The 13,509-nt window shown below is 62.1% G+C and carries 14 protein-coding genes; 8 read left to right on the top strand and 6 right to left on the bottom strand.

The window, feature by feature from the left end; translation table 11 throughout:
* On the bottom strand, positions 1-1,257 hold the full coding sequence (locus tag IE053_RS10675; RefSeq protein WP_189575800.1) for a hypothetical protein: 1,257 nt from the start codon (positions 1,255-1,257) through the stop codon (positions 1-3).
* Between the two features lie 358 nt (positions 1,258-1,615).
* On the opposite strand from IE053_RS10675, the gene IE053_RS10670 reads away from it, so the two are divergent.
* Positions 1,616-2,410: a thymidylate synthase gene (locus tag IE053_RS10670; RefSeq protein ID WP_189575798.1), complete on the top strand. Its 795-nt coding sequence runs from the start codon at positions 1,616-1,618 to the stop codon at positions 2,408-2,410.
* Positions 2,407-2,952, top strand: a complete 546-nt coding sequence (locus tag IE053_RS10665) for a dihydrofolate reductase (RefSeq protein ID WP_189575796.1) — start codon at positions 2,407-2,409, stop codon at positions 2,950-2,952. Before IE053_RS10670 ends, IE053_RS10665 begins: the two co-directional genes overlap by 4 nt.
* A 4-nt stretch (positions 2,953-2,956) precedes the next feature.
* On the opposite strand, the gene IE053_RS10660 is transcribed toward IE053_RS10665, so the two are convergent.
* The 4 genes from IE053_RS10660 to IE053_RS10645 form a co-directional block, all read right to left on the bottom strand.
* Positions 2,957-4,339, bottom strand: a complete 1,383-nt coding sequence (locus tag IE053_RS10660; RefSeq protein WP_189575795.1) for a DUF2254 domain-containing protein — start codon at positions 4,337-4,339, stop codon at positions 2,957-2,959.
* Positions 4,340-4,385: 46 nt separating this feature from the next.
* Positions 4,386-5,744 (bottom strand): M24 family metallopeptidase, encoded by a 1,359-nt coding sequence (locus tag IE053_RS10655; RefSeq protein WP_229786175.1) that lies wholly within the window; start codon positions 5,742-5,744, stop codon positions 4,386-4,388.
* Between the two features lie 65 nt (positions 5,745-5,809).
* Positions 5,810-6,262, bottom strand: coding sequence for a nuclear transport factor 2 family protein (locus IE053_RS10650; protein WP_189575793.1), 453 nt, complete (start codon positions 6,260-6,262; stop codon positions 5,810-5,812).
* Between the two features lie 27 nt (positions 6,263-6,289).
* Positions 6,290-6,859 (bottom strand): hypothetical protein, encoded by a 570-nt coding sequence (locus tag IE053_RS10645; protein WP_189575791.1) that lies wholly within the window; start codon positions 6,857-6,859, stop codon positions 6,290-6,292.
* Between the two features lie 135 nt (positions 6,860-6,994).
* Here IE053_RS10645 and nuoH point away from each other — a divergent pair, with 135 nt between their 5' ends.
* The 5 genes from nuoH to IE053_RS10625 are packed head-to-tail and all read left to right on the top strand — an operon-like array spanning position 6,995 to position 9,851.
* Positions 6,995-8,062 (top strand): NADH-quinone oxidoreductase subunit NuoH, encoded by a 1,068-nt coding sequence (nuoH, locus tag IE053_RS10640; RefSeq protein ID WP_189575789.1) that lies wholly within the window; start codon positions 6,995-6,997, stop codon positions 8,060-8,062.
* Positions 8,059-8,547, top strand: a complete 489-nt coding sequence (gene nuoI / locus IE053_RS10635; RefSeq protein ID WP_189575786.1) for an NADH-quinone oxidoreductase subunit NuoI — start codon at positions 8,059-8,061, stop codon at positions 8,545-8,547. The genes nuoH and nuoI overlap by 4 nt, the downstream gene beginning before the upstream one ends.
* A 20-nt stretch (positions 8,548-8,567) precedes the next feature.
* Positions 8,568-8,912, top strand: coding sequence for a hypothetical protein (locus IE053_RS10630; RefSeq protein WP_189575784.1), 345 nt, complete (start codon positions 8,568-8,570; stop codon positions 8,910-8,912).
* Positions 8,909-9,121: a GDCCVxC domain-containing (seleno)protein gene (locus IE053_RS14635; protein ID WP_308430436.1), complete on the top strand. Its 213-nt coding sequence runs from the start codon at positions 8,909-8,911 to the stop codon at positions 9,119-9,121. Before IE053_RS10630 ends, IE053_RS14635 begins: the two co-directional genes overlap by 4 nt.
* Positions 9,105-9,851, top strand: a complete 747-nt coding sequence (locus tag IE053_RS10625; RefSeq protein WP_189575783.1) for a 7-carboxy-7-deazaguanine synthase QueE — start codon at positions 9,105-9,107, stop codon at positions 9,849-9,851. Before IE053_RS14635 ends, IE053_RS10625 begins: the two co-directional genes overlap by 17 nt.
* Here IE053_RS10625 and IE053_RS10620 read toward each other — a convergent pair.
* Positions 9,848-10,528 carry a GOLPH3/VPS74 family protein gene (locus tag IE053_RS10620; protein ID WP_189575781.1) on the bottom strand — a complete coding sequence of 227 codons (681 nt, stop codon included), beginning with the start codon at positions 10,526-10,528 and terminating at the stop codon, positions 9,848-9,850. The two genes, IE053_RS10625 and IE053_RS10620, sit on opposite strands and share 4 nt — an antisense overlap.
* A gap of 177 nt (positions 10,529-10,705) precedes the next feature.
* Here IE053_RS10620 and IE053_RS10615 point away from each other — a divergent pair, with 177 nt between their 5' ends.
* Positions 10,706-13,423 carry a M16 family metallopeptidase gene (locus IE053_RS10615; protein ID WP_189575779.1) on the top strand — a complete coding sequence of 906 codons (2,718 nt, stop codon included), beginning with the start codon at positions 10,706-10,708 and terminating at the stop codon, positions 13,421-13,423.
* Positions 13,424-13,509 lie beyond the last annotated feature (86 nt).

Below are 13,509 nucleotides of genomic sequence, written 5' to 3'. Positions count from 1 at the left end.
TTAGAGGGTTTGTTCGAACGCGACCGTCGTGAAAAGCGACGCTATGCCAAGGGTCACTCCGTAACCCGGAGCCAAGACTGGCGACGTTCCGGCCATCACCTCGTCGACCCGATTGCCGACAAAGTTCGTCACGAATTCCGTGTGACGGGCTTCTTCGGTCTGCCGAAGACGGTCGAGACCGCGGCGCTGGGCTTCGATCAGGACTTCCATCGCTTCGCTGTTCATCCCGGTGACGGTGCCGCGGTTTTCGACGGTGGTTCCTGCCTCGGCTTTCGCCGTGAGGCGATTGCGGGCAGCAGCGATAACGGCTTCGACGTCCGAAAGGTCAAAACCCAACGGCTTTTCCTCAACGATCTGCGTGTCTTGGGCTGGAGTGAGGCGGATGGCATCGACACTCGTGCCATCCTCACGGACCCACATATTGAAGGTATGGCGGCCAGGAACATCGATGTTGATCGCGACTTCCTGTCCGGAATGGGTGTCCGTGGATCCCCAAGCCTCGGCAGTTGTGCTGACCGCGATACCGCCGCGACCGCTGTAGACTTCACCATTGAGGCCGACATGCACGCTGTTGCTATCGGTGTCGCCGACGATCTGCGAGCGACCCAGCACTCCGACCTTGTAGGTCCCTGCCGCCTCGAAATCGACCGTGTAATCCAAGCGACCGGCATGGGTCTTTGTGACTTCGGTGTGCTCGAATCGGAAATTGCCTTTGACTTCAGAGGCCAAGACGCCTGTTCCATCGACCTTGGTTTCCCAGTTGTAGCCACGTGACCCGGCCGTGTTCCGGGAAAATTTCTCGGCCTCGATCAAGATCACTTCGGCCGGGCGGGTGACTGTCTCAGTCAGGGGCGAAAGGCCAGACAGCCCTTTTGCAACGCTCGAAGGAGGCGCAAGGCCCTCGAGATCGACCGTGCCTTCTTTGGCAATCCGGGCGACGTCGGCCGCGAATGCCTCGAGAGCAGCAAGCTCATCAGCGACTGATGCGTTCTGTTGAACGGCCGGAATCGATGAGGAGGTCACCTTGCGGGCATTGGCTTCGAAAGCCTTCAGGAGCCGCTCGGCGAACTGGATCTCGGTATCGACCCGTCCTTCGAGGAGCACGAAGCTTCTGTTCCGCACCGAGAACGTGCGCGTTGCGGCTTCGGTCTTCTGCTGTCTCACCCTCTCGGCGATATCGCTTTTGGAGATCGCCTGAACACTGGCGGCGCGGAGAAAAGCTTGGCTGAGCGGGCTGGTGAGCGAAAGAGCGTTCATCGTCTCTATCCTTTACTGGGCACTCTTCTGAGTGGCGGCTTGGTTTCCATGCCCGTCATAATTGTCTAAAAATGTGAACATAACGGTATAAAATCACGTCGCCATCGTTAAGGCCCCATTCATCTTCGCATCCAAGGCGCGAAGCGACTTCGGCGCCTGCCAAAGCGGAGGTCGGGCGCAGAGGCCGGATTCGGTTGGGAAACCTTCTCGGCCACCGGAGCAACGTCATTCCCTATCGATGACCGATGCGCGGCGAGGTGGTGCACCGAAAGATCCACGAGGGGATCCTCACGCCCGCGCTGGGGACGTTAATAATTGAGTCTCGAACCTGTCGGGAATCAGCGCCTAAGGTAGGGTCATGCGCGCCTATCACGACCTCCTAGAACGCGTCCTGAGGGACGGGATCACCCGCGACGACCGCACCGGGACGGGCACCAAGTCCGTGTTCGGGCACCAAATGCGCTTTGACCTGCGCGAGGGCTTTCCGCTGGTCACGACGAAGCGGGTGCATCGGAAATCGGTGATCCACGAGCTTCTCTGGTTCCTCCGCGGGGAGACCAATGTCCGCCCGCTGCAGGAGGTGGGCGTCAGCATCTGGGACGAGTGGGCCGACGAGGATGGGGAGCTCGGCCCGGTCTATGGTGCCCAGTGGAGATCCTGGCCTGACTATGATGGCGGTACGGTTGACCAGATCGCCAAGGTGCAGGAGCAGCTCCGCACGAACCCTCATTCCCGCAGGCACATCGTCAGTGCATGGAACCCCGCGCTGGTCGACGACATGGCACTGCCGCCCTGCCATTGCCTGTTCCAGTTCTACGTGGCTGACGGGCGGCTGAGCTGCCAGCTCTACCAGCGCTCGGCGGATATTTTTCTCGGCGTGCCGTTCAACATCGCCTCCTATGCCCTCCTGACCCATATGATGGCGCAGGCCACCGATCTAGAGGTTGGAGATTTCGTGCACACACTGGGCGATGCGCATTTGTACCTGAACCATATCGAGCAGGCGGAGCTGCAGCTCTCGCGCGAACCCCGCGCGCTGCCGACCCTGTCGCTGAACCCTGAGCGGCGGGACGTTCTCGAATTTCAGTACGAGGACATTACCGTCGAAGGCTACGACCCCCATCCGGCGATCAAGGCGCCGATCGCTGTATGATCGGCGACACGGGAAGCGCCAACGCCCCGGTCAGGGTGGCGATCGTGGTGGCCAAAGCCAGGAACGGCGTGATCGGCAGGGACGGCAAGCTGCCATGGACGATGAAGTCCGACCTGCGCTGGTTCAAGAGCGTGACCACCGGAAAGCCGGTCATCATGGGGCGGAAGACTTTTGAATCGATCGGCAAGCCGCTCAAGGACCGGACCAATATCGTCATCACCCGGCAAGGTGACTACGAGGCCGAAGGCGCACTCGTCGTCCACGATTTAGACCGCGCCTTGAGAATTGCCGAAGTTGACGCCGGACAGAACGGACAGGACGAGGTCTGCGTGATCGGCGGTGGGGAGATCTATGAGCAGGTGCTCCCGCTGACCGGGCGGATTTACATGACGGTCGTCGAAACCGAAGCTGATGGCGACGCCGTTTTCCCGGACCTTGATCCCGAGGAATGGCACATCACCCAGGCCGCACAGATCGAGAAGTCGGATAGGGACGATCACGATGCCCGGATCGAGGTCTGGGCGCGGGCACAACCTACCTAAGCCCCTAGCCCCGCCCTCCGAACCAGTTCGGTGTGTTCCGCAGGGCCTCACGGGCATCTCCTGAGGCGAGCGCGGCTTCGGCCTCGTTGAACCGCTCCTGGAATTCGCCGGCCCACCGCGCGTTTGGATTGAGGGCGAGTGTTTCGTCTCTCAGCATACGGAGTTCCTTGATGACGAGATCGCGGCGCTCTCCCTCGGGCAGGAAGGCTGCAATCTCTGTCAGGACTGTCACGAGGTGGAGCGCTGCGTTGCGGTCCGCCGCGGCATAAGGGCGTGAGCGCCTGAAGGCCCGGTCGATGAAATCCGCAAAGGTCACTTCGCTGATCCGCACACGGAGCGGACTTGTACTGTCCTCGTTCTCCTTCTTGCCGAACCCATTGGCGCCGGCGCGAAGCCAGTCGAAGCAGGCTATGGCCGTTTGGGGATCGTTGATGCCTGGCGAGAGAGCCCGCGCCGCAATTTCCACGAGCGTGTCCACCAGGAACAGGACGTTCTGTTCAGGCGTCCGCTGCTGCCCAACGCTGAAGGTTCCCTGCAGTCGCGCCAGTGCATCCTCCGACAGCGGATCATCCTTATTCGTGTAAACGTCCATCAGGACGTCCTCACGGGTGATGAAGTCTCCCGGCCGGTATTGGAGGTCGATCAGGAGGTCTTTTTCTGCCGCGATCTCTTCGATTTGCCTGACGGCAATCGTCGTGATGTAGCCATCCTTTCCAGCAGTCACGCGGCGTCTCTGGCGCCCAGCGCAGGCGACGTCGAACGCCTCCGGCACACCGTGGGCCGGCTCCTCTCCGTCATAGTCATTGGGGAACAGACGGCGGACATCCTCGCGCAGCTCACGCCCGATCTCCGTGGTCAGGTGCTGGATGTCGATCGACTCCGGCACGTGGTGGAAAAAATAGATCAGCATCGCGATCGAAAGGATCGCCAGCATGAGGGTAACGAGAAGCGAGAGATAGGGAACGAAGACCTCATACCCGTCCTCCACGCCGCTGGCGTCGCGAACAGTACCAAGGACGAGCAGGCAGTAGACGAACGTTCCGATGAAGACGCCCAGCGTCACCTGGTTGCCACGGTCGCGCATGAAGTTGCCGATCAGCCGGGGGCCGTAATTCCCGCTGGCGAAGCTCACCGTCGCGATCGTGATCGAGAAGGTGACACCGGCCACACCTATGATGGAACCGGCAATCGTCGTCAGGATCGCCCGCGCACCAGTCGGCTCGGCAACGGAAAGAGGGCCGAAGCCGCGCATGATCGAGGGGTCGAGACGGATATCGATGGCATGGGTCGCATAGGCCAGCACGAAAGCCGCAAAAACCATCAACGACGGCAAGAACCAGTAGCTCGCGCGGAGGTCCTGGATGAACTGCAGAAGGGCACTCCTCATCGCCGGGATGTCTCCCTGCGGAAGGATCAGTCAAGCCGCGATGCGTTCACTCGCTCGGGATCAGGTGCAGCCTCGTCTGTCGTCCATCGAGATAGCGAACGCGCTCACCGTCGAAATAGGCGTCTTCCTCGGCCCGGAACTCCACGTCCTGCCCGCCCCATTCAGGCACGCTGACCGTGGTGTTGAGCTCGATCGACCATGCGGTGTGCGGGCGCAGGGGGCGCTGCCCCATGGGGTGATCGGTGGACTGATCGTCCCACCAGCCGATGGGGCTACCGCCGCCATGCCCGTGATATCCGATGCCATGGGAATAGTAGGAAGGCCGCAGACCGTCCGCGATGGCGGCGTTGCGGGCGAGCGCGAGGATTTCATTGCTCGTCAGGCCCGTCCTGAAAGCCTTGGTCAGGTGGTCCGTCGTTCTGTTCAGGGCGGCGAGCCCTGCGCGGAGACCTTCGGGTGCTTCCGTTTCGCCCGGTCGCAGGACATAGGCGTGCTGTTGCGTGTCGGTGTTGAGGCCGAGATAGGTGATACCGAAATCGACCCAGAGGAGGTCCCCGGGCCTGATGACATCGCCATTGGGAAGGGTCTGGCCAGAATCTGTCGGCGTGTACTGATCGGTGCGCTGGATCTGCACCGAGGGATGGAACCAGACCTCCATGCCAAGCTCGGTCACCTTGTCCCGCATCCACCAGCGGACATCGTCAGGAGTCGTGACACCGGGCGTGATGACCGCGCTCGAGAAAGCCTCGTCAATGATGTCATGGGCGATACGGACAATGCCGGGATAGACTTCCATCTCGGCCGCCGACCGGGTCTCGAGCCAGCCGAGGGCGAGGTCTTCCGCGCTTACCATGCGTCGGCGGTAGCGGCGTGGGAGCGCCTTGGAAAGCTCCTCATACTGCGTATGAGCGATGCCGTCCGCAAGGGAATGAAGAGACGAGGTGTTCACCGCGATTGTCTCGGGGTCGGCCTCCACGATCAGGTCGGCGAGGCGCTGCCACTGGTCGGGCTGCTCCTCGGGATTCCAAGCGGAGGAGAAGAGCGTGCCGACAGGATAACGCGCAACGGCGAAGCGCTCGACGGTTTCTCCGTTATCGGAGAAAACGAGAACCGTCCGTCTGCGGGCCGAAAGCCAGGTCGCAGGCAGCATCGTCTCGACGACGGGGTCTTCGTCATACTCACGAGCAACGAGCACCCACATGTCGATGCCGTATTCGCGCATGAGCGAGGGCACGAGATGGTCGAGGCGACTTTCGAGCCAGGCATCCTCGAGCGCCGCCCTGTCGCGCTCGGTCAGGATCGGCATCCGCTCGGCACGCTCACCGGTGGTGGCTCCCTCGGCATGGGCCGGAGCCATCGCCGCTGCGATAGCCATCAGGAATGAAACTGTTGCGGTGCGGATCATATGCCACCTCCCTGCCCGAATCCGCTGACGCTAACACTGCTCGCCGAGCGGGCAAATGCGGGCGCTCAGGGGATGGCCAGCGCCTCGCGCTCGTGCATGGTCGTGAAGATTTCCGCTTCGAGGAGCCACCTGCCATCGACCTTGCGCCATTTCGCCGTGTAGTCGCCGCCGACCTCGCTGCCGTCAGGTCTCTCGGGCCTGCCGACCCATCTCCCGATTTCTGTCGCGATCGGCTCGACTTTCGAGGCTGCGATGCAGAGCGGCGTTCGCTGGAAGACGATCCTGTTCGGATTCTTGAAGTCCTCGCGCCAGATGGCGAGCTGGGCGTCACGGCCCGAGATCACGCCGCTGTCGGTCCCTGTCACCAGCACGACGTCCTCATCGAGGAGACGTTTGATGACGCCGGTTTTCTTCTCGCGGATCGCCCGGTTGAACGTCGCGCGGGCCGCTGCGGCCGGGTGATCGGTGGAGCAGTCAAAACCCTGGGCAGCGGCAGCGGCAACGAGAAGTTCAAGCATCAGGTCCTCCCGGCGGGCTTCCTAAGCTCAGAGGCCTGTACAGGTGAACCTCACCGCTTTGACCCAAACCGGAATCTTGTGCGGAAGGTTCGGCGCGTCCGACACGACCTGCTCGGTCTTGATGCAGTTCGGGTCGGTCCGGAACGCCAGTTCGCCACGATCATCGCGGATGCGGTAGCGGCAGAAGACTTCATCGACCTGGAAGCACTGATTGCGCAGCGCGAGGGTTTCGATCTTCGACAGCGGCTCGGCAGCGGCGCGGCCCGGCATCGGGCCATAGCTGTCGTCCGGGACAGCGATCAGCGTCTCGCCCGGAAGAGCCCGCAAGACGTCGAAAGCGTCATCGTCATTGGTTCTGAGCCGCTCGTCGAAAATCTTATCGTCGATCTCCCACCGGTTCGAATAGAACTGGATTCGCTGCCAGCGCTCGGTGCCATCGGGGCGCAACTCGACGATTCCGACATAATAGTGCGCGTCGCGCGCGACGAGCTCTGTTTCGACCCAGCGCCGGATGTCGGGGCGGAGGGCGTAAATCACGGACAGCACGCCTGCGACAAGCAGGACGGACTGTCCGATTCCCTGCAAAAACCTCAGCATCTTTGCCCTCCCCAGAGCCCCAAGACCGCGAGGTTATAGCAGATGAAGCCATGAAGCCATCGGATCGATAAAAATGGGCCCTCGCGGCGCATCGGCATCTTCCCTACCGCGGTGCACTCCGCTATCCGCCGGGCCATGGAATTCTTCACGACCCGCGATTGGGGTAATCCGCTCTTAGGCGCCACAACGACGCTTCTCCAAGCGACGATCCTGCTGCTCGCGATCCTGATCAGCCTCGCCTTCCTCCTGCTGTTCGACCGCAAGGTCTGGGCAGCGGTCCAGATGCGCAAAGGCCCGAACGTCGTAGGGGCGTTCGGCCTGCTTCAGTCCTTCGCCGACTTCTTCAAGTTCGCCTTCAAGGAGGTCGTGATCCCCGACGGGGCGGACAAGACGGTGTTCCTGATCGCGCCGATGCTGAGCTTCGTGCTCGCGGTCATCAGCTGGGCGGTGATCCCGGTGGGTGCGGGCCTCGTGGTCTCCGACATCAATGTCGGCATCCTCTATCTGTTCGCCGTCAGCTCGCTGGGTGTCTACGGCATCATCATGGGCGGCTGGGCTTCGAACTCGAAATACCCCTTCCTCGGCGCCCTGCGCTCGGCAGCGCAGATGGTCAGCTACGAGGTCTCCCTCGGCTTCATCATAATCTCCGTCCTGCTGCTCGTGGGTTCGATGAACCTGTCCGAGATCGTCATGGCGCAAGACCGCCCCGGCGGGTTCCTGACCTGGAATTGGCTGCCGCTGTTCCCGCTATTCGTGATGTTCTTCATCTCGGCCCTCGCCGAGACGAACCGCCCGCCCTTCGACCTTCCCGAGGCCGAATCGGAGCTCGTGGCCGGATACCAGGTGGAATACAGCTCGACGCCGTATCTCCTCTTCATGATCGGCGAGTACATGAACATCGTCCTGATGTGCTCGATGACGGTCATCCTGTTCATGGGCGGCTGGCTCTCGCCCTTCGGTAGCTTCCTGGGCCTCGATGCCGCATGGCTCGGACCGTTCTGGTTCGCCATCAAGGTGGTCTTTATCTTCTTCCTGTTCGCGATGGTGAAGGCGATTGTGCCCCGGTACCGCTATGACCAGCTGATGCGGATCGGCTGGAAGATCTTCCTGCCGACATCGATCGCGTATCTCGTCCTTGTCGCCGGCGTGCTGCTCGCCTTCCCGGGCCTCGCCGACTGGTTCCACGGCTGGAGAACGTCATGAGCCGCGTCGCCCAAGCGCTGAAAGGCGCTCTTCTCACCGACTTTCTCGGTGCCTTCTGGCTCGGCCTGAAATACTATTTCCGGCCGAAGTTCACGGTGAACTATCCCTTCGAGCGCGGTGCGATCAGCCCGCGCTTCCGCGGCGAGCACGCCCTGCGCCGCTACCCGAACGGCGAAGAGCGCTGCATCGCCTGCAAGCTCTGCGAGGCTGTCTGCCCGGCCCAGGCCATCACCATCGACGCCGAGCCGCGCGAAGACGGCAGCCGCCGCACGACGCGCTACGACATCGACATGACCAAGTGCATCTATTGCGGCTACTGCCAGGAAAGCTGCCCGGTCGACGCGATCGTCGAAGGCCCGAACCTCGAATTCGCCACCGAGACCCGCGAAGAGCTCTTCTACAACAAGGAAAAGCTGCTCGCGAATGGCGACCGCTGGGAGCGGGAAATTGCCCGCAACATCGAGATGGATGCACCCTATCGCTGATGGCGTGCGGCCAATTGCCTATGCGGGCGTCCCGAACCGGCAGGATAACCGCTGGCGGCGGCATCCTCGCCGGCCTGGGAGCTGTGATCGGGTCATCGTGCTGCTTCCTGCCGGTTCTGCTGGTCAATTTGGGGCTTTCGAGCGCAGTGGTCGGACACCTCGCCCTGTTTGCGCGCTACCAGGAATGGTTCCTCGGTGCCGGGGTCATCTTCGGTGTCTCAGCGCTGGCCTTCGCGGCGGCATCGAAACAGCCGCTTCGTCCCTGGCTCGTTGCAGCCGTCTTCGTCATCGCGCTGCTTCTTGCAACAAGCCTCATCCTTCCGAACTATGAGGGACAGCTTCTGCGTTGGGCATCAGGACGATGAGCACCTTCGAAACACATTCCACCATCACATGCCCCCTCTGTGGCCATGCCTCGAAGGACGAGATGCCGACGGACGCCTGCCAATATTTCTATGACTGCAAAGGCTGCGGGGAAGTCCTCAAGCCTTTGCCGGGGGACTGCTGCGTATACTGCAGCTATGGTGACGTGAAATGCCCGCCTATCCAGCTCGGCAATGACTGCTGTAGCTGATCTCAAGCTCGCCGTCGACGACCTCGGCGGACCGGAGATCTTCCGCTCGTTCCAGGGCGAAGGGCCGATGGCTGGCCGCGTGCGGACCTTCATCAGGCTTTCAGGCTGCAACCTCCACTGCCGCTGGTGCGATACGCCTTACACATGGAACTGGCAGGGTACGGACTACCGCCACACGGACGGCGTGAAGTTCTCGCCTGCCAAGGAGATGACAAGGCTCGACCTGCCCGAGGCGCTGGAGCGGATCATCGCTTTCAACGCTCCCGGTGTCGTCATCACTGGCGGCGAGCCGCTAATGCAGCCACAGCAGGTCCTCGCCCTCGCCCGGGCGATCAAGGGCACGCGGGCTGACCTCTCCGTCGAGATCGAGACCAATGGCACGTTCGCTCCGCACCCGGATCTTATCGAGAGCGCCGACCTCTTCATGGTGTCGCCTAAGCTGAAGCACTCCGGCAATGATCCGGAAGTCCTGTCCCTCGGGATCGAGAACTTTCGCGACATCGAAAACGCGCAGTTCAAGTTCGTCGCCAAGCGCCAGACCGATATCATCAGGGTCAGCCAGGCGACGCGCGGCATCGACTCCCGGCGGGTCTGGATCATGCCCGAGGGCCGGAATGCCCGTGCGCTGAACAATTCATTGCGGAAGATCACCCGGGCCACGCTTCGGCGCGGCTTCAACCTCACAGACCGCCAGCACATCCGCCTCTTCGGCGACAGCCGCGGGACCTAGCCGGACGTCGCCGCTACGGTGCTGGCGGTGGTCGCGGCGATGAGTGCGGCCTGAACTGCGGCGATCGCGGCATGGGTCGCGGACGTGGCGAGGTGCTCGCCTTGGGTGATTTCCTTGATCCGCCGCTTGCGCTCCCCGATCAGGTCCCTGCCGAAGGTGCGGTGGAGGATCCCTGCATGTTTCACCAGCGTGATGAGGACAGCATCGCGTGGCGAGACTTCGCCCTCGCTCGTGATCGTCATCTTGATGCGGGCCTTCACCGCCTCCTCCGCTGCGCGATCCGCAAGCGGATAGACAGTGTACGAGAAGAGGCCGAGCGCCTTCTTCCTCTCGCGGCGGAGGATCCCCTTGTCCACCAATGCGCTGCGGAGGTGTTCGAGGAGCCTTCCTTTTCCGCCAACCGCAGAAACGAGGCTTTGCGGGCTCTTGGAAAAACCGCGGTCATTCATCACGTCGAGAACTGCCGCGAGGTAGGGATGGTCCGGGCGCGATGGATCGACCAGCTCATAGCGCTGCTTTCGGTCCTCGCCAGTGACGGCCACGCGCTCCTCGAGTGCGAACTCGGCCAATGCCGCGCCTGCGGACAGATAGCTGACGAGGGAGGCCCGCTCGCGCCCTGTGTCATCATCGAGGATCAGGAGCAGGAGCTCCTCGGGAAGGTTGAGTTTGTCGCGCATGACGGCTCTCCTGTTGGTGTCTCAGATAACGACCCGGCTGCCTCAATGCGAGATTTGACCTTGCAAGCCCCTAGAAAATAAGCAGTTTTTCGCCGTTGCGCCTCCCCCTGCCACTGGCTACATCCCATATCGATATTCAAGAAATCCCGCCGGTGGGGCGGGAAGGAGGAAGTGCCCGTGAAACGTCTTCTCACCCTTGCAGGCAGTGCGGTGGCCCTGGCGGCCAACGCCTTTGCCCAGGACATCGACATCCCCTTCGAGAAGTTCGAGACCGACAACGGCCTGACGGTCATCGTGCATGAGGACCGCAAGGCCCCCGTCGTCGCAGTCAGCGTCTGGTACAAGGTCGGCTCCAAGGATGAACCCGAAGGCAAGACGGGCTTTGCCCACCTGTTCGAGCACCTGATGTTCAATGGCACCGAGAACTACGACGATGAGTGGTTCAAGCCGTTGCAGGAAGTCGGCGCCACGGGCCTCAACGGCACGACGAACCTCGACCGCACCAACTATTTCCAGACGGTGCCGACCCCGGCCCTCGACCGCATCCTCTGGATGGAATCGGACCGCATGGGCCACTTCCTCGGCGCGGTGACGCAGGAGAAGCTGGATGAGCAGCGCGGCGTCGTCCAGAACGAGAAGCGGCAGGGCGAGAACCAACCCTATGGCCGCGTCTTCACCAACATCCTCGAAGGCCTGTTCCCGGAGGGCCACCCCTACAGCCACTCCGTGATCGGATCGATGGAAGATCTCGATGCCGCTTCGCTCGAAGACGTGAAAGCCTGGTTCGAGGAGTATTACGGCCCGAACAATGCCATCCTCGTCCTTGCCGGCGATATCGATGCGGAACAGGCCAAGCCGCTGGTCGAGAAGTATTTCGGCGATATCGAACCGGGTCCGCCGCTGACCAAATGGGAGAGCTGGGTTCCCGACCGCGAGACGGTCAGCCGCGAGACCATGTATGACCAGGTCCCGCAGGCCCGCATCTACCGCGTCTGGGCAGCTCCGGGCGATGCCGATCCTCAGTCAACGGACCTTGCAATCGCTGCTTCGATCCTCGGTGACGGCAAGAACTCGCGCCTTTACAAGGAGCTGGTTTACGATCGCCAGATCGCAACCGACGTCTCGGTCTTCAACTTCGAGAACATCATGTCGTCGATCTTCGGCGTGGTGGTCTCGGTGAAGGACGGCGAGAGCGTCGAAGAAGTCGAGAAGGCCCTCGACGCTGAAATCGAGAAATTCCTCGCGCGTCCTCCGCGCAAGGACGAAGTCGATCTCGTCTCGACCAAGACCCGCGCGAGCATCATCCGTGGCCTTGAAGAGGTCGGGGGCTTCGGCGGCAAGGCCGTGACGCTGGCCCAGGGCGAACTGGTCGCAGGCGATCCTGGCTTCTTCCAGACCGAGCTCGAAGAGCTCGAAGCCGCCACGGTCCGCGGCGTCCAGAGTGCGGCGCAGAAATGGCTGAAGGACAACTACTACCAGCTCACCGTCTTGCCTTTCGAAAAGGGCGAGGTTGCAGCGACGGGCGTCGACCGTTCGACCGGCCTGCCCGATGTTACCGGCGAGACCGAACTGGACTTCCCCGATGTTCAGACGGCGGAACTGTCGAACGGCGTGAAGGTCGTGCTCGCGCAACGCGACACGATTCCTGTCGTGAACATCGCCGTGCAGTTCGACGCTGGCTATGCCGCGGACCAGGGCGGAAAGCTTGGCCTTGCCAACTTCACCGCGCGCATGCTCGACGAAGGCGCAGGCAAGTATGACGCGCTCGAGCTGGCCGCCGAACTCGAGAAGCTCGGCGCGACACTCGGAGCGGGCTCTAACCTCGATGCGACCACCGTGCAGATGTCGGCGCTCAAGGAAAACCTCCGGCCTTCGCTCGACATTCTCGGCGACGTGATCCTCCGCCCGAAGTTCGACGAAGAGGAGATCGAACGCCAGCGCACGCAGATCCTGACCGGCATCGCACAAGAAAAGTCGAACCCGACTTCGATTGCCATCCGTATGCTGCCGAGTCTCATGTATGGTCCCGACCACGCCTATGGCATGCCGCTGACCGGCTCGGGTACGGAGGACGACGTCCAGTCGATCAGCCGTGACGACCTCGTCAGCTTCAAGAACCGGTGGATGCGGCCCGACAACGCGACGATCTATGTCGTCGGCGACACGACGATGGACGAGATCCGTCCCCTTCTCGAACGCACCTTCGGTGATTGGAAGGCCTCGGGTCCGAAGCCGGAGAAGAACATCGCCGAGGTCGGTTATGCAGAGCCGCAGGTGGTTCTCGTCGACCGTCCCGGCTCGCCGCAATCCTTCATCCTCGCCGGCCATATCGCGCCCCCGACGGGTGTCGAGAACAACATCGAAATCACGGCCATGAACGAGGTCCTGGGCGGTAGCTTCAACGCACGGATCAACTCCAACCTGCGTGAAGAAAAGGGTTGGTCCTATGGTGCCTATTCGACGCTCGTCGGTGCCGAGGGCCAGCGTCCGTTCATCATCATCGCACCAGTCCAGACCGACAAGACCGCCGAGTCGATCGCGGAGATCCTCTCGGAACTGAACGGTTTCATGGGCGAGAACCCTCCCACCGAGGAAGAGCTGAACCGGGTCATTCTCGACAATGTCCGCTCGCTGCCTGGCCAGTACGAAACGTCGCGGGCGGTGCTTGGCAGCCTCCTGTCGAGCGGTCGCTATGGCAGGGATTACAACTATCCGGAAACCCTGCCAGCGAAGTATCGCAGCCTCGACACAGCGGCTATCGAACGGGCCGCTGGCGAGGTCCTGCGGCCTGAAAAGCTCGTGTGGATGATCATCGGCGATGCCGAGAAGATCCGCGACGATATCGAAGCAGCCGGCATCGGCCCGGTCACGGTGATGAGCCTCGACGAACTCTGATACTCAGACAACTGAGAAAAGAGAAGCCTGCCAGGGAAACCTGGCAGGCTATTTTTTTGGCCTGTGCGGCTTGGCGGCAACCGCGG

Source organism: Parvularcula lutaonensis, assembly GCF_014651915.1.
Lineage (GTDB): Bacteria > Pseudomonadota > Alphaproteobacteria > Caulobacterales > Parvularculaceae > Parvularcula > Parvularcula lutaonensis.
Note: the sequence above shows the minus strand (reverse complement) of the source record. Positions and strands in the feature narration are given on the sequence as shown.

What these genes read in the sequence shown, in the direction of transcription:
- IE053_RS10660 (WP_189575795.1), bottom strand. Translation starts at nt 4,339, where the DNA reads ATGAGGAGTGCCCTTCTGCAGTTCATCCAGGACCTCCGCGCGAGCTAC.
- IE053_RS14635 (WP_308430436.1), top strand. Translation starts at nt 8,909, where the DNA reads ATGAGCACCTTCGAAACACATTCCACCATCACATGCCCCCTCTGTGGC.
- nuoI (WP_189575786.1), top strand. Translation starts at nt 8,059, where the DNA reads ATGAGCCGCGTCGCCCAAGCGCTGAAAGGCGCTCTTCTCACCGACTTT.
- IE053_RS10655 (WP_229786175.1), bottom strand. Translation starts at nt 5,744, where the DNA reads ATGATCCGCACCGCAACAGTTTCATTCCTGATGGCTATCGCAGCGGCG.
- IE053_RS10650 (WP_189575793.1), bottom strand. Translation starts at nt 6,262, where the DNA reads ATGCTTGAACTTCTCGTTGCCGCTGCCGCTGCCCAGGGTTTTGACTGC.
- IE053_RS10670 (WP_189575798.1), top strand. Translation starts at nt 1,616, where the DNA reads ATGCGCGCCTATCACGACCTCCTAGAACGCGTCCTGAGGGACGGGATC.
- IE053_RS10625 (WP_189575783.1), top strand. Translation starts at nt 9,105, where the DNA reads ATGACTGCTGTAGCTGATCTCAAGCTCGCCGTCGACGACCTCGGCGGA.
- IE053_RS10630 (WP_189575784.1), top strand. Translation starts at nt 8,568, where the DNA reads ATGCGGGCGTCCCGAACCGGCAGGATAACCGCTGGCGGCGGCATCCTC.
- IE053_RS10620 (WP_189575781.1), bottom strand. Translation starts at nt 10,528, where the DNA reads ATGCGCGACAAACTCAACCTTCCCGAGGAGCTCCTGCTCCTGATCCTC.
- nuoH (WP_189575789.1), top strand. Translation starts at nt 6,995, where the DNA reads ATGGAATTCTTCACGACCCGCGATTGGGGTAATCCGCTCTTAGGCGCC.
- IE053_RS10645 (WP_189575791.1), bottom strand. Translation starts at nt 6,859, where the DNA reads ATGCTGAGGTTTTTGCAGGGAATCGGACAGTCCGTCCTGCTTGTCGCA.
- IE053_RS10675 (WP_189575800.1), bottom strand. Translation starts at nt 1,257, where the DNA reads ATGAACGCTCTTTCGCTCACCAGCCCGCTCAGCCAAGCTTTTCTCCGC.
- IE053_RS10665 (WP_189575796.1), top strand. Translation starts at nt 2,407, where the DNA reads ATGATCGGCGACACGGGAAGCGCCAACGCCCCGGTCAGGGTGGCGATC.